Source organism: Terrisporobacter vanillatitrophus, from assembly GCF_051148895.1.
GTDB lineage: Bacteria > Bacillota > Clostridia > Peptostreptococcales > Peptostreptococcaceae > Terrisporobacter > Terrisporobacter vanillatitrophus.
Map to the genome: position 1 here is coordinate 2,016,778 of NZ_CP154625.1, position 20,957 is coordinate 2,037,734.

Sequence of the window (20,957 nt, forward strand, 5' to 3'; positions counted from 1 at the left end):
ATATGTGGCAAATTTAAAACGTTACTTTATTATTAACATATAAAAAGTTGGAGATAATTAATACTTTATCTCCAACTTTTTTATAAAGAAAACTATATGTGGTTAGTTCTATAACTTAGAATAAAAATTCCACCATAGATGACACACCAAATTCTTTGCAAATAGATTTTATACCTTCAGAAATTTCATCTCTAGAATAATCATTTGATTCTAAATAATTATCGCCAAAATCATTTAAATACAAATAAAATGACATTGCCATTTCAAATTGTTTCATATCAGAAGTATTTATTTCATCAAATAACAAATCTTCAGCATCATTTATTTGACCATTATTTACAAGCTCCAATAACTTAACATATAAATAATCAACTCTAGAATATTCCTTATTCTCTGGAAGTTCATATTCTATCTCACTTTTACTAAGTACAATATGAGCAATAGATTTAACTAAATCCTTTACCATTCTTAAAATATAATCTTTTTCCAGTTCCATATATTTCACTCCTATTTTAATAACTATAAATTTTATTATTTTAACTTTAAATAAAATTGTATCATAATAATAATATTCATTCAATTTTTATAAAATATTATACTCCTAATAGAAAAATTATTAAAGAAAAATTTGAATACTATCTACTATACTGAAAAAAATAAAAGGAAATAAGTTTTTAAGGAGCTAATTATGAGAGTCAGATTAGGTTATGTGGCAATTGCATTAAATTTAAAAAATGTTACTTCATCAAGTACAGTGACTTTTGCAAACTACAATAAATTAAAAAGTGAAGAAGAGAAGCTAAAAAAGCTAAAGACAGTAACATTTTCTAATATGGATGATTTGGAAACTATACTTAAATATAATATTGAAAATAATATACATTTTTATCGACTAACTTCAAAACTAATACCTTTATCAACTCACCCTGAAGTAAGTTGGAACTATGAAAAGTATTTTAGTAAAGAATTGAGAAGAATAGGAAAAATAATTAAATCATCTAATATGAGAGTGAATTTTCATCCAGATCAATTTAATGTTATAAATAGTGTTAAAGAAAAAGTAGTAGAAGATACTATAAGAAATCTTGATCATGGAATAGATTTATATGACCTTATGGATTATAAGGAGGGGAAATTAGTAATTCATATAGGAAGTTCAACTGGAGGAAAAGAAGATAGTATACTTAGATTTATTTCAAATTATAAAACTTTTCCAAAAAGAATAAGAGAAAGATTAATTTTGGAAAATGATGATAAAGTATTTACAGCTACAGACGTGCTTAGAATTTGTAAGGAAATAGAAGTGCCTATGGTAGTAGATATACATCATCATAATTGTAAAAATAATGAAGAAAATATGGGAGATTTGCTTCCTCACATATTCTCCACATGGGATAAGGAAAATTTACCACCTAAAATTCATTTTTCCAGTCCAAAGGAGGGGGAATTAGACAGAAAACATGCAGACTATATAGATGTTAATGATTTTGCTAGTTTTTTAGATTTAGCAAAAGAAAGAGTAAATAGAGATTTTGATATAATGATAGAAGCTAAAATGAAAGATCAGTCTCTTTTTAAATTAATGAATGATTTAAGAAAAATTAATTATAAATGCAAATTTATAGATAATAGCACGATAGAAATATAATAATATTCCTAGTAGGATATAATATAAATACATTATTAATTACAAAGTTGTAAAACACTATCTATAAAGAAATTCACTATTTTTATAGGTAGTGTTTTATATAAATTTTGTTTTTTAAAAAATCCTATTTAGATTACAGCATTCATCTTCCATTAGATTATCTAGAACCGTTTTTACCTTTTCGATTTCCTTAAGACTTGTCATTTTTTCTTCTAATGATATACTTTGATTAAGAATCTTCAGTGATGCAAATATTTCATTGAAGTAAGCATGATTTAGTAATTTATACCATATATCTTTTTCTTTTTCCAAATCCATCATAGTGTCTTTCAAAATATAAGAAGCTTGTTCCCATTTATCTTCTTTTACCTTTTCTTCTATAACATTAATTTCATTTATATAATTGTATGAAAACTCATTGATTTTTTCATGATTATATAGTCCTAGTATAATAAATAATATAGTCCATGCAATTACAAAATAAGATGATTTCATAAAATAAACCTCACTCATATTTTTTTTGAATAAATATTTTGTCATATTCATCTAATACACAAATAAGAACATCCTTAACATCATTTATGTTATGAGAATTAAGTATGTTTGACAACCATTTTTCATCTTTATTGATTAGTTTCAAATTATTTTTAAGTGTTTTGCCATCATGTATTAATGATATGGGAAGATGATTATACTCTACACTTGGAGTAGAGCTATATGTTGTTGCTGGAACAACACTTAAGTTGCCATCAGTTTCTAATATGGCATACTGAACATATTTAACATTAAAAAATCCTTGTACTCGAAGTTGTTCTAAAAGTTCATTAATTGTTATTTTTTCTTTTTTTAGTGCTTTATAATCTATTTTGCCTTTATTAATTAGAATAGACGGTTTTCCTGATACTATTCTTCCTATAAGTTTTGATTTAAGGCCTAAAATAGAAATTAATGTTTGCATAAAGACTAAACCTGTTAGAGCAGCTATTCCATGAAGCATGGGAATATCGTTATTTTCCATGGGAGTCGAAGCTACTTCTGCTATTAATAAAGTTATAACCAAATCAAAACAATTCATTTCAGCTATTTCACCTTTGCCCATAATTCTCAGTGAAATTAAAACAGCAACATATAGTATTATACTTCTAATAAATACAACTATCATATTTTCTCCCTTCTTCCACAATATAATAATTTATTATTTGTAAATTTAAATCCTTTATGTATAATTTAAGTAGATAGAAAAAAACTATGCTTTAAAAGGGGGATAAAATGGTAGAAAGTATCAACATAAAAAAAACTGTTGAGGATGCAAAATATATATTTAATAATGGGTTTGCATGTTCAGAATCTGTTATTTATGCAATTAGAAAAAATTTTCAACTAGATTTATCTGATGATGTAATTGCCATGTCATCTGGATTTCCTTGGGGTCTTGGAAGAGCATATTGTATTTGTGGAGCACTGGCTGGGGGTACAATGTGTCTTGGGTATTTCTTTGGAAGGAGAGAACCTAATGATCCTAAAATAAATAAATGTTTTGATTTAACAAATGAATTTAGCGATGCTTTTGTTGAGTTTGCAGGATACCAATGTTGTGGGAAAATAACAGAAGGACTAGATAGAGACAACAATGGACATAAAAGTAAATGTACTACTATAGTAGCTATGGCAACACAAAAAGTATGTGAAATTGTATGTAGAGAACTGGAAATAAAAATTATAGAAAACTAAAAAAATAGTTTAACAAAACAAGTATACTAATTTTAGAATAAATTTACATAATGATTAAAATATAGTAAAATGGAAAAAAATAATATTAAGGCACTAGGATATACATCCTGGTGCTTTTTACTAGTATTTTTAAGAAAAATTATGATATAATTAAATTTGCATTATTTACTAAGGAGGAAGACAAATGGGAGAAAGAAAACAAGTTCAAGTTCCTGTGGAAAAGATAGAAGAGCAAAATAGATTTATTGAAGCAATAGGAGAAAAAAATAATAGATATTTTGCTATAAATAAAAGAAAACCTAAATATATGATCCAAACTTTTGGATGTCAAATGAATGAACACGACTCAGAAAATTTAGCAGGAATGCTAGAGGCTATGGGCTACGAAGCTACTTTGATGACTACTGATTGTGATTTAATAATATACAACACTTGTGCAGTAAGAGAAAATGCTGAACTTAAAGTTTATGGTAACTTAGGTCACTTAAAATTAGCTAAAAGAAAAAATCCTGATTTAAAAATTGCTGTATGTGGATGTATGATGCAACAACCTCATGTTGTAAAAGAAATAAAAACTAAATACAAGCATGTGGATTTAGTTTTTGGTACACATAACTTATATAAGTTCCCAGAATTATTAACTGAAACTATGGATAGTCATACTACACTTGTAGATGTTTGGGATGTGGATGGAGAAGTAGTAGAAGGACTTAGAAGTAGTAGAAAATTTGAGCTTAAAGCCTTCGTAAACATAATGTATGGATGTAATAACTTCTGTACTTACTGTATAGTTCCATATACTAGAGGAAGAGAAAGATCTAGAACTCCAGAAGATATAATAAATGAAATAAAAGAATTGGCAGCAAATGGTACTAAAGAAATAACGCTACTTGGTCAAAATGTTGACTCTTATGGAAAAACTTTAGAAGAGCCTATAACATTTGCTCAGTTACTTAGAATGACAAATGAAATAGAAGGATTAGAAAGAATAAGATTTATGACTTCTCATCCAAAGGACATATCTGATGAAGTTATATATGCCATGAGAGATTGTGACAAAGTATGTGAATTCTTACACTTACCAGTACAATGTGGTAGTACAAGTCTTCTTAAGAAGATGAACAGACACTACACTAAAGAAGACTATTTAAGAATAATAGAAAAAGCTAAAAGTGAAATACCAGGAATTACTTTTTCTACTGACTTAATGATAGGATTCCCAGGAGAAACTGAAGAAGATTTATTAGATACTATAGATGTGGTTGAAAAGGTTAAATACGACAATGCATTTACATTTATATACTCTAAAAGAGAAGGTACTCCAGCAGCTAAAATGGAAGATCAAATTCCAGAAGACGTAAAACATGAAAGATTTAATAAAGTTTTAGCTAAAGTAAATGAAATACTAGCAGATCTTAACAAAGAATATGTAGGTAAAACTGTTGAAGTTTTAATAGAAGGAAAAAGTAAAACTGATGATAGTAAATTTACAGGAAGAACTAGACAAAATAAACTAGTAAACTTCACAGTTAAAAATCCAGAAGAAAACTTAGTTGGAAAATTAATGAACATAAAAATAAGTGCAGCTACAACGTTCTCACTAGTTGGTGAGGAAGCTTAATATAAAATAAGGCCCATAATATTTATGAGGCCTTATTTGTTTTTTATAAAGTTCAAAAAGTTTTCTAAAATCCTAGCTGTTATACCCCAAATAACATAATTCTTATATTCATAAAACCAAACAGGATATTCACCTATGGCAAATTCATATTTTTCTTTATTTGGTATTTTTTCATAAGGAAAATTTTCATTTGGAACTATTTTTACATCATTTGTATAAATATTTGCATCGTACTCTATTAAATAATCAAGGGGAACTAAAAATATATGGTCTACTTCATCCTTATTAATATTTAAATTTTTTATGTCTTTAATTTCACCTAAATAAGGGTGGATGATTAAATTTGCATGTGATACATAAATATCTAAGGGAGATATAATATTAATATTATCTTCATTAGTTCCTATTTCCTCGCAAGCTTCTCTTATACAAGCTTCTTTTGGAGTTTCATTTTCTTCAATTCTTCCTCCAGGAAAGGAAATTTCCCCAGGCTGACGCCTCATTTTCTTCGATCTTAACTCAAACAAAATAGAATATTTTCCGTTTTCTTTTACTAAAGGTATTAATACAGAAGCACGCTTCATATTTTCATAACCATTTATATAGGGTTTATAGTTATTAAATTTGTCAATTATGTCTTTCAAAATAAAGCCTCCTAAAACTTAAACTTATTATTATTATATTATAATAACATTATAGAGTTAAAGATATAAAAAAATTTATGCTATACTAAAATAATAATACTAAGTTAATGGGGGGATTTGATGGATAAAATTAATAATATATTAGAAGAAATAAAACTTCCTCAAGTTACAAAAGTAAAACAAATATTTGATAAAACAAGTATAGATAATGTGGAAGAAGAAATAAAAAAATTATTAAATGAAGGAAACTTTAAAAATAAAATTAAAAAGGGAAAAACTGTAGCTATAACAGGTGGAAGTAGGGGAATTAGTCATTATAAAATCATAATGAAAACCATAGTTGATTTTGTAAAAAATGAAGGGGGTATTCCATTTATTGTTCCAGCAATGGGTAGCCATGGTGGAGGCGATGCAAAAGGTCAAAAGTATATTCTTGAAAAACTTGGAATTACACAGGAAAATATGGGATGTGAAATAAAGTCTTCCATGGAAGTAGTTGAAATAGGAAGAACAGTCAAAGGCTTACCTGTTTATATTGATAAAAATGCCTTTAATGCTCATGGAATAATACTTGTGAACAGAATAAAGGCACATACTTCTTTTAGAGGTGAATATGAAAGTGGTCTTGTTAAAATGCTTGCCATAGGACTGGGAAAAAGAAAAGGTGCAGATATTACTCATTACTTAAGATTTGAAAAAATGGCTGAAAATATTTTAGAGTCAGCTAAAGTATCACTATCTAAGCTAAATATATTATTTGGAGTTGGCACAGTGGAAAATGCCTATGATCATGTAGCTCATATAAATATATTAAATAAGGATGAAATTCTTATAAAAGAACCATTATTATTAAAAAAATCAAAAGAATTAATGGGAAAATTGTATTTAGATAATATAGATGTGTTAATAGTAAAAGAAATTGGTAAAAACATAAGTGGTACTGGCATGGATACAAATATTATAGGAAGATATCATACTAAAGCTGCATCAGGAGGCCCAAATATAACAAAAATAGGTGTATTGAATTTAAATAGTAGTTCAAATGGAAATGCCAATGGAATGGGTTTAGCAGATTTTATAAGTAAAAAGTTTTACAATAATATTGAATTTGAAAGTACATATTTAAATGCCATAACATCTACAGAACCAAATAGTATTAAGCTTCCTATGGTTATGGAAAATGATAAATATGTATTTAAAGCTTGCGCTAAAACCTGCGGTATTTTAAATTATGAAGATATTAAGTTAGTTATAATAGAAAATACTAAAAATTTGAATGAAGTTTATATGAGTAAAAAAGCCTATGAAAGCATCAGTGCAAATAAAATGGCTGAGATTCAAGGAAGTTATTTTGAAATTAAATTTGACCATAATGGAAACTTTATTGTATAAAATATTAAAAGTATATTAAAATATTAATTTATTGTAAAATCCGTTAAAATTCTGTTAATATGGGAAATATTAATCCACCATGCAATACAATAAAATAAAAAGGAGTGGATAGTATGACTACCATAGCTTGGATATTTATGGGAACAGTTTTTGCTATAATAATAGGAGCAGCTGGTGTATCTCTTAATAGAATATTAAAGAGTGACAAATAAGGTCTAATATTAACTTCACTACATTATATATCAAATGATATTACAATATAATAACATTCATATTCAAATAGCTATTTATAAAAATAAATAGCTATTTATTTTTTTACCAATATATTCATAAGTCATTTCTTGTTCTTTTAAAAAATCATAATAATTTCTACATTTTTATAGATAACATATAAATTGTGTTATATGATATAATAACTAAAGATAAGGAGGTAGAAATATGGAGATTGACAGAAATAAACTTACTCCTATGATGAAACAATACTTTGAATGTAAGGATAAATATCCTGATTGTATTCTATTTTTCAGATTAGGTGATTTTTACGAAATGTTCTTTGAAGATGCTATAGTTGCATCAAAAGTGCTAGAAATAGCATTAACAGGAAAATCTTGCGGTTTAGAAGAAAGAGCGCCTATGTGTGGTATTCCCTTTCATGCTGCCGCTTCATATATATCAAAATTAGTAGAAGCAGGATATAAAGTTGCCATTGGGGAGCAAATGGAAGATCCTCAAAGTGTAAAAGGTATAGTAAAAAGAGAAGTAATTCAAGTTGTTACACCAGGTACTGTTTTAGAAGGAAGTTTACTTGAAAATAAGAAGAATAACTATCTTATGTCTTTATATAAAGTAAATGACAAAATAGGACTTTCTTATGTTGATATAAGTACGGGAGAAACAAATGCAACTTGTATAGCGAAAGATAAAGTTATTGAAGAAATAGCCAAAGTTAGCCCTTCAGAAATAATATTAAATGATTTAAGCTTCAATAATAATTTAAAAAATATAGCCACAATGGGTAATATTTATATAAATGAAAATTTTGATGAAGAATATTTAAATACAAATATATTAAGTAAATATTTCAGTGAAGACTATTTAAGAACTTTAAGATTTGATAATGACAATTTAATAAAAACTAGTTTATGCATACTTCTTAATTATATTTATAATACTCAAAAACAAATAACATCAAATATAAATGTAATAAACATATATAATCCTATGGAATACATGGTTCTTGATATGTTTACTAGAATAAATCTTGAGTTAACTCAAACAATTAGAGGCTCTAAGAAAAAAGGATCGCTACTACATGTATTAGATAAAACATCAACTGCCATGGGTGGTAGACTTCTTAGAAAATACGTGGAAGAACCTTTAGTTAATAAAAACAAAATAGATGAAAGACTAGATGTTATTGAAGAAATAAAAGAAGATTTTTCATTGAGAGAAGATTTAATAGACATCTTAAAAAATGTCTACGACATAGAAAGAATTTGTGGAAAAATTGCCTTTGAAAAAGTAACTCCAAAAGAAATGATTAACTTAAAAAATTCCATAGAAAAGCTGCCGCTTTTAAGAGATAGAATAAACTCTTGTGATGGAGATACTATAAAAAAATACATAGACAATATGCAAGACTTAAAAGACATTTATGAGCTAATAAATGAAGCTATTATGGAAGAGCCTAGTATTACAATTAAAGATGGAAATATAATAAAATCATCTTATAATGAAGAGTTAAGAGAACTTAGGGATATTTCAAAAAATGGAGCTTTCATGATAAAAGATATAGAAAATCGTGAAAGAGAAAAAACAGGAGTTAAGTCTCTTAAAATAGGATTTAATAAAGTTTTTGGTTACTATATAGAAATAACTAAAGTAAACTTGGCAAACTTAGATTTGGAAGGCAGGTATATAAGAAAACAAACTCTAAGTAATGCAGAAAGATTTATAACAGAAGAATTAAAAGAAATAGAAGATAAAATTCTACATGCTGAGGAAAAAATAAAAGCATTAGAATATGAGATTTTTGTAAAAATTAGACAAACTATTTATAATAACATTGATAGAATTCAAAATGTTGCTAAAATCATAGGTAATATAGATGTATTTACTTCATTTGCTACAGTAGCTCATATTAATAACTATGTTAAGCCAAATATTAATAATGATAGTAAACTGGATATAAAAAATGGGCGTCACCCAGTTATTGAAAACATAGTGGGAGAAGAAAACTTTGTTCCAAATGATACTTATTTAAATAGTAATGAAAATATTATAAATATAATTACAGGACCTAACATGGCTGGTAAATCTACATATATGAGGCAAACAGCCATAATTTGTTTAATGGCACATATGGGGTCATTTGTACCAGCAGATTACGCTAATATTCCAATTTGCGATAGAATATTTACTAGAGTAGGTGCAAGTGATGACTTATCACAAGGTCAATCAACATTTATGGTTGAAATGAGCGAAGTTTCTCATATATTAAAAAATGCCACAGACAAAAGTTTAGTTATACTAGACGAAATAGGTAGGGGTACATCAACTTATGATGGTATAAGTTTAGCTTGGTCCATAGTTGAATATATAGAAAAATATATTAAATGTAAGACTTTATTTGCAACTCATTATCACGAATTAACTGAGCTAGAAAATGAATTTGATGAAGTTAAAAACTACTCTATTGCTGTTAAAGATGACGGAGAAAATATAATTTTCCTTAGAAAAATCATAGATCAAGCAGCAGATAAAAGTTATGGTATTTATGTTGCTAAACTTGCTAAGCTTCCAGATGAAGTTATTAATAGATCATCAGAAATTTTAAAGGATTTAGAAAAAAATCATATATATAACGGCTACGCCATAAATGGAGGAGCTAATAATGAAGATGCCAATTTAGACACAAAGAACAAACGTTCGGACGGCAAAAATTCCGCACTAAACTTAGAATTAGAACTAAAAAGGCTTGAAGATAGCAATTTAAAAAATGAAAATGAGCATTTGAAATTAGAAAAAGAAAGCTTAAATAAGACTTATAAAAAGTTAAAAAAAGATTATGAAAAATTAAATGATGAATATGAAAGACTACAAAGAGAAAACTTGGATAATGTAGCAAATAAAGAAGTAGCTGTAAGTGTGGATCAAATATCTTTTGATATAGTTAAAGATGATGATATATTAGAAGAAATAAAAAATCTAGACATATTAAGTATGACACCACTAGATGCAATGAACGCACTTTTCAATCTTCAAAAGAAAGCAAAAAAATAGCGCCTACACAGTGAGAGCCCATAAAAACTCATTCTTTGGAGGGATATTATGTCAAAGAAAATAAATATACTAGATGATATAACCATAAATAAAATAGCAGCAGGAGAAGTAGTCGAAAGACCTTCTTCTGTAACTAAAGAATTAATTGAAAACTCCATAGATGCTAATTCTACACAAATAGTTATAGACATAATTGATGGAGGAAAAAAACAAATAAGAATAACAGATAATGGTAGCGGAATTTTATCCAGTGAAGTAGACAAATCCTTTTTAAGACACGCTACTAGTAAAATAAAAGAAATAGATGACTTATACGACTTATATTCTTTAGGTTTTAGAGGTGAAGCTTTAGCTTCCATAGCTTCTGTATCTCGTTTGGAAATGATTACAAAAACCAAGGAAGAACCTATTGGAACAAAAGTTATTTTAGAAGGTGGAAAAGAAATTTTAAAAGAGCCTGTGGGGACAAAGAATGGAACTACAATTATTATAAAAGACTTATTCTTTAACACTCCTGCTAGACAGAAGTTCTTAAAATCCACACATGCAGAAACTATAAATATAAGTGATTTAATTAATAAACTAGCCATAGGAAATACACATATACAATTTAAATATATAAATAATGGAAAGTTAATGCTAAATACTCCAGGAGATGGAAAGCTTCTTTCTGTTATTAGAAGTATCTATGGAAAAGAGATAGTTGAAAATTTAATTGAAATTGATGAAAAGGGTGAATGTTGCAGCATTTCAGGATATATAGGAAATAACAATATTTATCGCTCAAATAAAAACTTGCAGCATATTTACATAAATAATAGATTTGTAAAAAGTAAAATAATATTAGATGCCATAAATGAAGCATATAAAAGTATTATACCAATTAATAAACACGGTGTATGTTTTTTAAATATTGATATAAATCCTTCAAAAATAGATGTTAATATCCACCCTACAAAAATGGAAATTAAGTTTGAAAATGATAAGGATTTATATATAGAAATTAGAGATTTATTAAAAAGAAAGTTATTAAATACTGCTTTAATTGGTAAATATGAAAGCTACGACAGAAGACCTATTGTAAGTGAAAATAAAGAAGCATATTTAGAAAAAAAAGAAGAAAGTTTAAATACTGTAATTTCAAATAAAATAAATAAAACTACGCCAATAGAAGCCCTGGATGCTAGTAATTCATTTATGTCTCTTGAAGATGCTTTAAACAAGGAAAATAATAAAAAAGACCATAGGGAAAGTTTAAATAATGCTAATAAAGAAGAAACTTCTAATATAGCAAGTAAAAAACAAGATTTACAAGAGAATATTAAGCTTCAACCTTTAGAAAATAAAAAAAATGAATACTTTATTCATGGCAATATTGACCTTAGTAAATCATTTACTTTTGACGAGCTAGAATCTTTGAGTAATGTAGATAATAAAATTAATGATGTTGAAATAATTAAGGAAGAAAATACTATAAACAATGAAAATAGATTTTCAATTACTGATTTTAAAGTTGTAGGAAGTATACTTAACACTTATATTGTACTTGAAAAAAATAATTCCATGTACTTATTAGATCAACATGCAGCTCACGAGAAAGTACTATATGAAGAGTATATGAAAAAATTCAAAAGCCATAAAATAGATATGCAAATGTTGTTAGATCCCATAGTAATAGAAATATCAAATGTGGATATGTTAAAAGTAGAATCAAACCTTGACTTGTTTTTAAATTTTGGTTTTGAAATTGAGCTATTTGGTAATAATCACATTATGATAAGAGGCGTACCTACTATTTTTGGTAACCCTGAAAGTGAGAAATTTATTCTTCAAATTATTGATAATATAGAGGATTTGAAAAATAGTTATGACTTAAAAGGAGATAAGTTTGCCTCAATGGCGTGCAGAGCTGCTATAAAAGCAAATGATAAAATTCATACTATGGAAATGAAAAAGCTTCTGTCTCAAATGGAATTATGTGAAAATCCATTTACGTGTCCTCACGGTAGACCTACCATAGTTGAAATATCAAAAAAAGAAATTGAAAAAATGTTTAAAAGAATTATGTAAGAAAGGATTGTTATGAATAAAATACCACTTATCATTCTAACAGGACCTACGGCCGTTGGAAAAACGGCTTTATCAATAGAGTTAGCAAAGGACCTAAATGCAGAAATTATATCTGCTGACTCTATGCAAATATATGAATATATGGATATAGGAAGTGCTAAAGTTACTAAAGAAGAAATGGATGGAGTAACACATCATATGATAGATGAAGTTAAACCAGATTTTCCTTTTTCTGTTTCAGAGTTTCAAAATAGAGCAAATAAATATATAAGAGAAGTAGCTAATAAAGGTAAAAATGTGCTAGTTACAGGTGGTACAGGCTTATACCTTAATGCATTAATTTACAATATGGATTTTGCAAAATCCAATAGTAATACTAAGTTAAGAGAAGAATTAGAAAATGAACTTAAGGAAAAAGGCATAGATTATATGCATGAAAGATTAAAATCATTAGATAGTGAAGCTGCTTCTAGGATACATAAAAACAACACTAAAAGAGTTATAAGAGCCTTAGAAGTATGTTTATCTGGGAAGAAAATGCAAGACTTTTCCAATGATTTAAAATACAATGAAGATTACTTACCAATAATAATTGTATTAAATCGTCATAGAGAATTACTTTATGAGAGAATAAACAAAAGAGTAGATATTATGATGGAAGCAGGATTAGTTGAAGAAGTTAAAAAATTACTACATATGGGATATGATAAAAACTTAATTTCTATGCAAGGAATAGGCTACAAAGAAATCGTTAAATATCTAGAAGGTGAATATACTTTAGAAGAAGCTATAGAAATAATTAAAAGAGATTCAAGAAGATATGCCAAAAGACAAATAACTTGGTTTAAAAGATATAAAGATAGTAAATGGTTTGATTTGGAAAAGTATGATAATATGGAATTACTTAAAGAAGATATTATTAACTTTATTGAAAATATATCTAAAAATGTATAATATTATAATATAATTGTTTGTAGATATATGAGAGTATGTTTAATATAATTTAGTCGGGAGGATATTATTAATGAAAAATACTGCTTTAAATTTACAAGATTTATTTTTAAATAATGCTAGGAAAGAAAGAGTACCTGTAACAATATTTTTGATGAATGGTGTTCAAGTTAAAGGTTATGTAAAAGGATTTGATAGTTACATAGTATTAGTGGAAGGTGAAAATAAACAACAAAATCTAATTTATAAACATGCAGTTTCTACAATAGTACCAGGCAAAAGCATAAATTTACAAAACACAAATCAAAATAATATGAAGTAATCTAAAGACAAAAGGTACTTATACTAACCTACAAAAATTATAGGTTAATATAAGTACCTTTTTTAATTATTTTCCTTTAAATCTTGAACTTAAATTTTTACTATGATAAAATTTTTAAAGTGACAAATAAAAGAAAATAGGTGAGATTAAGTGCTTAAAGAGACAAGTGAATTACTAAAAGAATATTATGGATTAGATGATGAAACTTTTGACTTATCTAATGAAGTAATGGAAGATATAAAAGATCAATTTGATAAGATAAAACAAATAAGAGAATTTAACCAATATAAAGTATTAAGAGCTATGCAAAGAGCACATTTAAGTGATAACCATTTTAACTGGACAACAGGATATGGATACAATGATATTGGTCGTGAAAAAATAGAAGAAATATTTGCAGATGTATTTGGAGCAGAAGATGCTTTAGTTAGACCAATAATAGTGAATGGAACTCATGCCTTAAGTTTATGCATCCAAGGTATAGTTAGACCAGGAGATGAAATATTATCAATAACAGAAAAGCCTTATGATACGCTACAAGGTGTAATAGGTATAAGAGAGGAAAAAGGGTCTCTTAAAGAATTTGGTGTTACATATGAAGATGTGGATTTCTTACCAAATGGTAATATTGACTTAGAAGGTGTTAAGAAAAAAATAAACGAAAAAACTAAACTAGTAATGATACAAAGATCTAAAGGATATTCTTGGAGAAAATCTTTATCAATAGAAGATATAAAAGAAGCTATAGAAGTGGTTAAATCAGTTAATAAGGACTTAATAGTTATGGTAGATAACTGTTATGGTGAATTCCTAGATACAAAAGAACCTACTGAGGTAGGAGCTGATATTATGGCTGGTTCTTTAATTAAAAATCCAGGTGGAGGGCTTGCTTTAACGGGTGGCTACATAGCAGGTAGAAAAGACTTAGTTGAAATGATATCTTACAGATTAACTACACCAGGTATAGGAAAAGAATGTGGTTTAACATTTGGAACTACAAGAAATGTGCTACAAGGGTTTTTCATGGCACCATATGTTACATCTCAAGCTGTAATGGGTGCAATATACTGTGCTAGAATGTTTGAAAGATTAGGATATGATGTTCTTCCAAAGTATAATGATTTAAGAAGTGATATTATACAAGTTGTAAGACTTAAAAATGCAGAGGAAGTTATAGCTTTTTGTCAAGGAGTTCAAGCTGCTGCCCCAGTAGATTCTTATGTAAAACCAGAACCATGGGCAATGCCAGGATATGAAGATGAAGTAATAATGGCTGCAGGCGCTTTTATTCAAGGCTCATCAATAGAACTTAGTGCAGACGCTCCAATAAGACCTCCATATAATGTTTACTTCCAAGGTGGACTTACATTTGACCACTCAAAAATGGGAACATTAAAAGCAGTAGAATATATTAAAAAAATAAATAAATAGCATAATAAATTAAAAAAGTCTTAATATATAATTGTATTAAGGCTTTTTTACTTATCAAGAACATAATATTGCTTCCAAATAGGGAAATAATTTATATAAGTACGTAATACAAGTATATTAAAGAATAGAAGGTGTTTTAATCATATGGAAATGTGTATTTTTTTAGGAGCGGGAGCTTCTGCAGCAGAAAATTTACCTATACAAAATGAATTATTTTCTAATTATTTTAAGAACAGTCTTCCTTTGCATTCATATAGCAAAATGAATACAAATCTTAGAGTGTTTTTTAAAGAAATGTTTAATATTGACGTTTTACTAGATGATATAGATAAGGTTAATTTCCCAACATTTGAAGAAGTGCTTGGTATCTTAGATATGGCAGAACAAAGAAGAGAATCATTTAAAAATTTTGGAACAGATACTTATAATAATAGAAGTGGGTCAATTAATCTTTTGCGACAATATTTAATATTATTAACTGCAAATTCAATTAATAATCCAGCAAAAGCAAGTAATAAGTACCATGAATTATTATTAAATAATTTAATGAAGAAAGAACAATTGCTTAGTACAACTTTTATAAGTGTAAACTATGATATTCATATAGATAACACAATTTCTAAATTGTATAATAAAGAAAAGATGCCTGTAATGCTAGATTATGGAGTGGATTTTGCTAATTTTAATTTTAAGGATAGTTCTTGGAAAAGACCTTGTGGAAAAACTATAAAATTGTATAAGATACATGGTTCGCTAAATTGGTTATACTGTCCCATATGTTCAAGTTTAACACTTACTCCATATGAAGGTGGTGTAATGAGGATTTTAAATAATCAAGATGAAGCTACTTGTTTGAATTGTAATGAGCGTACGATTCCAATAATAGTTCCGCCTACATATTTTAAAAATATGTCTAATGTTTATTTAAGTAGTGTATGGAATAAAGCAGAAGCTTCATTAAGAAAAGCTGACCTGATTATCTTTTGTGGATATTCATTTCCAGAAGCAGATATTCATATTAAATATATGTTAAAAAGAGTTCAAACAAGTAGAAATAAAAAGCCTTTAAAGATAATGGTATTTAATAATCATGAAAATAAATTAGAATCAGCTTTAAAAAAAGAAGAGATGAGATATAAAAGATTTTTGGGTGAAGATATTATTTTTACTAAACATTCTTTTCAGGATTTTGCCATGGATCCGTATAAATATATAAATTTTATAAAAAATGATAATTAATCTTAAAATAGTGCTAAAATATAGTATTAAAAAATATTAGAGGGGGATAAAAATGTTTGGAGTAATTGTAAATAGCTTAGCTATAATTTGTGGAGGAGTATTAGGTTTAATAATAAATAAAGGAATACCTAAACGATTGGATAAATCTATTATGGATGGATTGGCACTTGTAGTTACATATATGGGGATATCTGGTGCACTAAAAGGAGATAATCCATTATATGTAATAATATCTATTACAGTTGGTATAATCATAGGAGAGTTAATTGATATAGACAATTTACTAAACAAATTAGGATCATATTTAGGTGAAAAATTATCTAAAAAAAATATATCAACTTCAGATGAAGTAAGTAAAGAAAATAATATATCAAAGGGATTTGTTTCTTCTAGTTTATTATTTTGTGTAGGAGCTATGGCTGTAGTTGGATCTATACAAAGTGGACTTTCAAATGATCATTCAGTATTGCTTGCAAAATCAGTATTAGATGGGATTTCTTCAATATTTTTTGCTGCATCAATGGGCGTAGGAGTATTATTATCAAGCATAGCTGTTTTTCTATATGAAGGAATAATCACCCTAGGAGCGTCTGGATTATCAAATATACTAAGTACCAATGTTATAACCTATATGACATGTGTAGGAAGTTTATTAATTATGGCTATGGGATTAAATATGCTTAAAGCATGTGATATAAAAGTTGCAAATATGCTACCAGCTATGTTTATTCCTATAATTATGGGGATTTTCAACATTATTTAGAAGAAGTTTTAGACAAATTATTTATTTGGAAGGAATATAACTCTTAAAATCAAATATTTAGTAATAAAATGAATTAATATTTGATTTTTAGGAGGGGAACTAAATGATAACTTTTGATATAAACGGAGCAAGAATAAAATTTGATGAAAAAAGAGATCAGTATAACACAATAAGAAAAAATTTTAAATTGTATGGAGAGGAATGTTCTAAACAATTTATGGATTACTGTTTAGATAGTGTAACAAATACTAGACATATTAGTGAAAAGCACTTAGAGTATGGTCAAAATTTAATTTATGAGGTAATAAGAAAGGGTGTAGAAACTCTTGTTGGATATAATATTATAACAATAGATTTTAATTTATTCAAAGAATTATATTGTAATAAATACTTGGATTTTGAAAGACTTTTTAATAATGTAACTAGAGATTTATCTAATTCAAGAAATAAAAAAAATAATATAAAGATATTTGATATTAAACCAATAATATCTAAGCTTTGTGAATATCTTTATGAAGATTGCTTCAGTATACACCTTGCTATTTTAGATGCATTAATAGATAACGGTGTAACAGAAGTTAATTCTTATATAGATCAAAAATCAATTAGACAATCCAATGCTCTTTTCAATAATTATAAAGATGGATTTATTAGTAAGCTAGATGGGTGTAAGGTAGTGCAAAAGATTATAATGTCAAATCCATATAGAAAAGAGGTTTACGAATTTCTTATAAAAGAAGATGGAGATTTCTCTGGTGAAATAGAAAATCTAGCATCATATTTAGGATTTGACTTAAAAGAATATAAAGGTTTTTTAATGGACATGTATATAAAAGAATTAATGGACAGAGGTGTTAGTGATATTGACACTGCAAAAGAAAAGGTTAAAAAGTATGCCAAATATATAGGTTGTAAAAATGATAGTATATTTATAACTAGGATTGATGCTATTTATACTTTTGAAAATGCATAGAGAGAAGCTTCTACTTATTTAGTAGAAGCTTTTTTTGTATATTAAAAAAATTCAAAAAACTTTTATAAATTAGGTTAATTTTTTATTTAGTTAATTTATTTAATTATATAAATACTTATGATAGTTTTATTGTTAAAATAAATAATAATTACTTAAGTAAATATACTACTTATATTACTGTTTATAATTAGTATTGATAATTACTAAAAGTAAAAATTTTACTCAATAAAATTATATTTAAAGTAAAAATACTCTATATGTAGATAAAATAAAAGTAAATATATTGTTTTTATTTATTTTAATTTAATTTACTTTTAAAAGGGTGGGAACATGGACTTAAACAATTAATTACTAAATAGAATAATATTGTTAATTCTTATTAGAAATTATATATTAATTATCTTTTTATCTTTAAGAAAAATTCTGCAAATAAAGTATAATAAAAAGAATACTTAAAGGAGATATATAAAAATCGAGAAAATAGTTAAATAAATAACAAAATAACAAGTTTTTTGTTTGCTATAATTGCCTTTTTTTGCTAATATTATTAGTAGTAGTACATATACCTAATAATAATAATAATACAATTTTTAAATAGGGGGGTAAATTAAATGAGTGAAAAATGCTGTTGCGGGACTGATAAATGTCCAGACTTCAAAGAGCTTGATCCCGTATTAGACAAATATGCCAAAGTACCTGGAAGTTTGATTACTATTTTACAAAAAACTCAAGATATCTATGGATATATTTCAATTGATGCAATGAATTATATTTCAGATGCAACAGGTATAAAAACTGCCAAAATATATGGTGTAGCAACGTTCTATGCGCAATTTAGATTGCAACCAATAGGGAAGTATTTAATAATGTTATGTCAAGGAACTGCATGCCATGTAAATGGATCTGAAATGATTGAAGAAGCTGTTTGTGAATTTTTAAATATTCAAGATGGTGAAACAACAGAAGATGGAATATTTACATTAAATAATGTTGCATGTTTAGGATGTTGTTCATTAGCACCTGTTATGATGGTTAAAAGCGCAGATGGTGATGAAACTTATGGAAACTTAACTAAAGACTCTGTTAAAGAAATATTAACAGAAATTAGAGAAAGATCATAGGGGGTGAGTAGTGATGAAAGTTATAATCGGTCAAGGTAGTTGCGGTGTTGCAACTGGAGCAAAAAAGACAGCAGCAGAATTTGAGAGACTTATAGAAGAAAAAAATCTAAATATTAAAGTTGATATTACTGGTTGTGTAGGTACTTGTTACCTAGAACCAATTGTAGATGTATATGACGACAATGAAGTTATGACAAGATATGTAAAAGTAAAACCAGAATGTGCTTTAGAAATAGTAGAAAAACATCTTGTTAATGGGGAGATAGCTACTGATTTAGAAATATCAGATGAAGATAAATTATTTATAGGAAAACAACAAAGAGTTGTACTTAGAAATTGTGGTTTAATAAATCCTGAAAAGATAGAAGAATATGTTGCAGTAGGTGGATATGAAGCTACTAAAAAAGTTGTAACTTCAATGACACAAGAAGATGTAATAGAAGAAATAAAGGTTTCAGGACTTAGAGGTAGAGGTGGCGCAGGATTCCCTACTTGGTTTAAATGGAATGCAGCCTTACAAAATAAAGCAGATCAAAAATATATAGTATGTAACGCAGATGAAGGGGACCCTGGTGCATTTATGGATAGATCTGTTCTAGAAGGTGATCCTCATTCACTTATAGAAGGTATGATTATAGGTGGATATGCAATGGGTGCAACTGAAGGTGTTATTTATGTTAGAGCTGAGTATCCTCTTGCTATACATAGACTTGAAATAGCTATGGCTCAAGCTAGAGAAAAAGGTTTTCTTGGAAAAAATATATTTGGATCAGGATTTGATTTTGATTTAAGAATAAAAGCTGGTGCTGGAGCATTCGTTTGTGGTGAAGAAACTGCACTTATAGCTTCTCTTGAAGGTGAAAGAGGAATGCCTAGACTAAAACCACCATTCCCAGCTCAAAAAGGATATTGGCAAAAACCTACAAATATAAATAACGTTGAAACTTATGCTAACGTATCTTGGATAATTGTAAACGGTGGAGCTGCTTTTGGTGCAATGGGAACTGAAAAGAGTAAAGGTACAAAAGTATTTGCTCTTGCAGGTAAAATTAAAAAAGGTGGACTAGTTGAAGTTCCTATGGGTCTTCCACTTAAAGATGTTATATTTGGTATAGGTGGAGGAATTAAAAAAGATAAGGCTTTTAAAGCTGTTCAAATGGGTGGACCATCTGGCGGATGTATACCTTCTGCTTTAATAGAAACTCCTGTTGACTATGAAAATATAAACAAAACTGGAGCTATAGTTGGTTCTGGTGGTATGATCGTAATGGACGAAACTACTTGTATGGTAGATATGGCAAGATATTTCCTTGACTTTACTAGAAAAGAATCTTGCGGTAAATGTAACTATTGTAGAGTAGGAACTAAGAGAATGCTTGAAATACTTGAAAGAATAACTAAAGGTGAAGGTAAGGATGGAGATATAGAGCTTCTTGAAGAATTAGCAGTAAAAATTAAAGATGGTTCTATGTGTGGACTTGGTCAAACTGCTCCTAACCCAGTTCTTACAACTATTAAATATTTTAGAAATGAGTATGAAGATCATATTTATAATAAAAAATGTACAGCTAAATCATGTAAATCTTTAATTACATTTAATATAACTGAAGATTGTAAAGGATGTAGAGCTTGTGCTAAAAAATGTCCAGTTGAAGCTATATCAGGTGAAAAGAAAGAAATGCATGTAATAGATCACGATAAATGTATAAAATGTGGTAAGTGCGAAGAAACTTGTAAGTTCGGCGCAATAGTTAGAGACTAGGGGAGGA

The 20,957-nt window shown here is 27.5% G+C and carries 18 protein-coding genes; 14 read left to right on the forward strand and 4 right to left on the reverse strand.

Going from position 1 to position 20,957, the window contains the following annotated elements:
- Positions 1-115: 115 nt before the first annotated feature.
- Complete coding sequence (locus TVTCOM_RS10185) at positions 116-496, reverse strand: DUF6483 family protein (protein ID WP_434796165.1); 381 nt, start codon at positions 494-496, stop codon at positions 116-118.
- A gap of 192 nt (positions 497-688) precedes the next feature.
- On the opposite strand from TVTCOM_RS10185, the gene uvsE reads away from it, so the two are divergent.
- Entirely contained in the window at positions 689-1,648 is a 960-nt protein-coding gene (gene uvsE / locus TVTCOM_RS10190) for a UV DNA damage repair endonuclease UvsE (RefSeq protein WP_434796166.1), read from the forward strand.
- 114 nt (positions 1,649-1,762) lie between these two features.
- On the opposite strand, the gene TVTCOM_RS10195 is transcribed toward uvsE, so the two are convergent.
- Both TVTCOM_RS10195 and TVTCOM_RS10200 read right to left on the reverse strand, forming a co-directional pair.
- A complete protein-coding gene (locus TVTCOM_RS10195) occupies positions 1,763-2,143 on the reverse strand; it encodes a DUF4363 family protein (RefSeq protein WP_434796167.1) in 381 nt (126 codons plus the stop codon).
- 10 nt (positions 2,144-2,153) lie between these two features.
- Positions 2,154-2,810, reverse strand: coding sequence for a DUF421 domain-containing protein (locus tag TVTCOM_RS10200; protein ID WP_434796168.1), 657 nt, complete (start codon positions 2,808-2,810; stop codon positions 2,154-2,156).
- A 107-nt stretch (positions 2,811-2,917) separates the two neighbouring features.
- On the opposite strand from TVTCOM_RS10200, the gene TVTCOM_RS10205 reads away from it, so the two are divergent.
- The gene (locus tag TVTCOM_RS10205; protein ID WP_434796169.1) at positions 2,918-3,379 is read left to right on the forward strand and encodes a C-GCAxxG-C-C family (seleno)protein; all 462 of its coding nucleotides are present in this window, start codon (positions 2,918-2,920) and stop codon (positions 3,377-3,379) included.
- Between the two features lie 184 nt (positions 3,380-3,563).
- Entirely contained in the window at positions 3,564-5,000 is a 1,437-nt protein-coding gene (gene miaB, locus TVTCOM_RS10210) for a tRNA (N6-isopentenyl adenosine(37)-C2)-methylthiotransferase MiaB (protein ID WP_434796170.1), read from the forward strand.
- A gap of 32 nt (positions 5,001-5,032) precedes the next feature.
- Here miaB and TVTCOM_RS10215 read toward each other — a convergent pair whose 3' ends face one another.
- Positions 5,033-5,644, reverse strand: a complete 612-nt coding sequence (locus tag TVTCOM_RS10215; protein ID WP_434796171.1) for an NUDIX hydrolase — start codon at positions 5,642-5,644, stop codon at positions 5,033-5,035.
- Between the two features lie 120 nt (positions 5,645-5,764).
- Between TVTCOM_RS10215 and TVTCOM_RS10220 the strand changes: the two genes are divergently transcribed.
- The 11 genes from TVTCOM_RS10220 to TVTCOM_RS10270 all read left to right on the forward strand — a co-directional run bounded on the left by TVTCOM_RS10220 (position 5,765) and on the right by TVTCOM_RS10270 (position 20,950).
- Complete coding sequence (locus TVTCOM_RS10220) at positions 5,765-7,036, forward strand: lactate racemase domain-containing protein (protein ID WP_434796172.1); 1,272 nt, start codon at positions 5,765-5,767, stop codon at positions 7,034-7,036.
- A gap of 438 nt (positions 7,037-7,474) precedes the next feature.
- A complete protein-coding gene (mutS, locus tag TVTCOM_RS10225) occupies positions 7,475-10,318 on the forward strand; it encodes a DNA mismatch repair protein MutS (protein WP_434796173.1) in 2,844 nt (947 codons plus the stop codon).
- Between the two features lie 48 nt (positions 10,319-10,366).
- Complete coding sequence (gene mutL / locus TVTCOM_RS10230) at positions 10,367-12,388, forward strand: DNA mismatch repair endonuclease MutL (protein WP_434796174.1); 2,022 nt, start codon at positions 10,367-10,369, stop codon at positions 12,386-12,388.
- 12 nt (positions 12,389-12,400) lie between these two features.
- Positions 12,401-13,342, forward strand: a complete 942-nt coding sequence (miaA, locus tag TVTCOM_RS10235; RefSeq protein ID WP_434796175.1) for a tRNA (adenosine(37)-N6)-dimethylallyltransferase MiaA — start codon at positions 12,401-12,403, stop codon at positions 13,340-13,342.
- 70 nt (positions 13,343-13,412) lie between these two features.
- Complete coding sequence (gene hfq, locus TVTCOM_RS10240) at positions 13,413-13,661, forward strand: RNA chaperone Hfq (protein WP_434796176.1); 249 nt, start codon at positions 13,413-13,415, stop codon at positions 13,659-13,661.
- A gap of 150 nt (positions 13,662-13,811) precedes the next feature.
- Positions 13,812-15,092: an aminotransferase class I/II-fold pyridoxal phosphate-dependent enzyme gene (locus TVTCOM_RS10245; RefSeq protein ID WP_434796177.1), complete on the forward strand. Its 1,281-nt coding sequence runs from the start codon at positions 13,812-13,814 to the stop codon at positions 15,090-15,092.
- A 144-nt stretch (positions 15,093-15,236) separates the two neighbouring features.
- Positions 15,237-16,331: an SIR2 family protein gene (locus TVTCOM_RS10250; RefSeq protein WP_434796178.1), complete on the forward strand. Its 1,095-nt coding sequence runs from the start codon at positions 15,237-15,239 to the stop codon at positions 16,329-16,331.
- Between the two features lie 52 nt (positions 16,332-16,383).
- Positions 16,384-17,094 (forward strand): DUF554 domain-containing protein, encoded by a 711-nt coding sequence (locus tag TVTCOM_RS10255; RefSeq protein ID WP_434796179.1) that lies wholly within the window; start codon positions 16,384-16,386, stop codon positions 17,092-17,094.
- 103 nt (positions 17,095-17,197) lie between these two features.
- Positions 17,198-18,067, forward strand: a complete 870-nt coding sequence (locus tag TVTCOM_RS10260; RefSeq protein WP_434796180.1) for a kinase — start codon at positions 17,198-17,200, stop codon at positions 18,065-18,067.
- A 611-nt stretch (positions 18,068-18,678) separates the two neighbouring features.
- Complete coding sequence (gene nuoE / locus TVTCOM_RS10265; RefSeq protein WP_434796181.1) at positions 18,679-19,188, forward strand: NADH-quinone oxidoreductase subunit NuoE; 510 nt, start codon at positions 18,679-18,681, stop codon at positions 19,186-19,188.
- Positions 19,189-19,201: 13 nt separating this feature from the next.
- Positions 19,202-20,950: an NADH-ubiquinone oxidoreductase-F iron-sulfur binding region domain-containing protein gene (locus TVTCOM_RS10270; protein ID WP_434796182.1), complete on the forward strand. Its 1,749-nt coding sequence runs from the start codon at positions 19,202-19,204 to the stop codon at positions 20,948-20,950.
- The last annotated feature ends 7 nt before the right edge of the window (positions 20,951-20,957 follow it).

Coding starts and splice junctions, on each gene's coding strand:
- TVTCOM_RS10185 (WP_434796165.1), bottom strand. CDS start 496: ATGGAACTGGAAAAAGATTATATTTTAAGAATGGTAAAGGATTTAGTT.
- uvsE (WP_434796166.1), top strand. CDS start 689: ATGAGAGTCAGATTAGGTTATGTGGCAATTGCATTAAATTTAAAAAAT.
- TVTCOM_RS10195 (WP_434796167.1), bottom strand. CDS start 2,143: ATGAAATCATCTTATTTTGTAATTGCATGGACTATATTATTTATTATA.
- TVTCOM_RS10200 (WP_434796168.1), bottom strand. CDS start 2,810: ATGATAGTTGTATTTATTAGAAGTATAATACTATATGTTGCTGTTTTA.
- TVTCOM_RS10205 (WP_434796169.1), top strand. CDS start 2,918: ATGGTAGAAAGTATCAACATAAAAAAAACTGTTGAGGATGCAAAATAT.
- miaB (WP_434796170.1), top strand. CDS start 3,564: ATGGGAGAAAGAAAACAAGTTCAAGTTCCTGTGGAAAAGATAGAAGAG.
- TVTCOM_RS10220 (WP_434796172.1), top strand. CDS start 5,765: ATGGATAAAATTAATAATATATTAGAAGAAATAAAACTTCCTCAAGTT.
- mutS (WP_434796173.1), top strand. CDS start 7,475: ATGGAGATTGACAGAAATAAACTTACTCCTATGATGAAACAATACTTT.
- mutL (WP_434796174.1), top strand. CDS start 10,367: ATGTCAAAGAAAATAAATATACTAGATGATATAACCATAAATAAAATA.
- miaA (WP_434796175.1), top strand. CDS start 12,401: ATGAATAAAATACCACTTATCATTCTAACAGGACCTACGGCCGTTGGA.
- hfq (WP_434796176.1), top strand. CDS start 13,413: ATGAAAAATACTGCTTTAAATTTACAAGATTTATTTTTAAATAATGCT.
- TVTCOM_RS10250 (WP_434796178.1), top strand. CDS start 15,237: ATGGAAATGTGTATTTTTTTAGGAGCGGGAGCTTCTGCAGCAGAAAAT.
- TVTCOM_RS10255 (WP_434796179.1), top strand. CDS start 16,384: ATGTTTGGAGTAATTGTAAATAGCTTAGCTATAATTTGTGGAGGAGTA.
- TVTCOM_RS10260 (WP_434796180.1), top strand. CDS start 17,198: ATGATAACTTTTGATATAAACGGAGCAAGAATAAAATTTGATGAAAAA.
- nuoE (WP_434796181.1), top strand. CDS start 18,679: ATGAGTGAAAAATGCTGTTGCGGGACTGATAAATGTCCAGACTTCAAA.
- TVTCOM_RS10270 (WP_434796182.1), top strand. CDS start 19,202: ATGAAAGTTATAATCGGTCAAGGTAGTTGCGGTGTTGCAACTGGAGCA.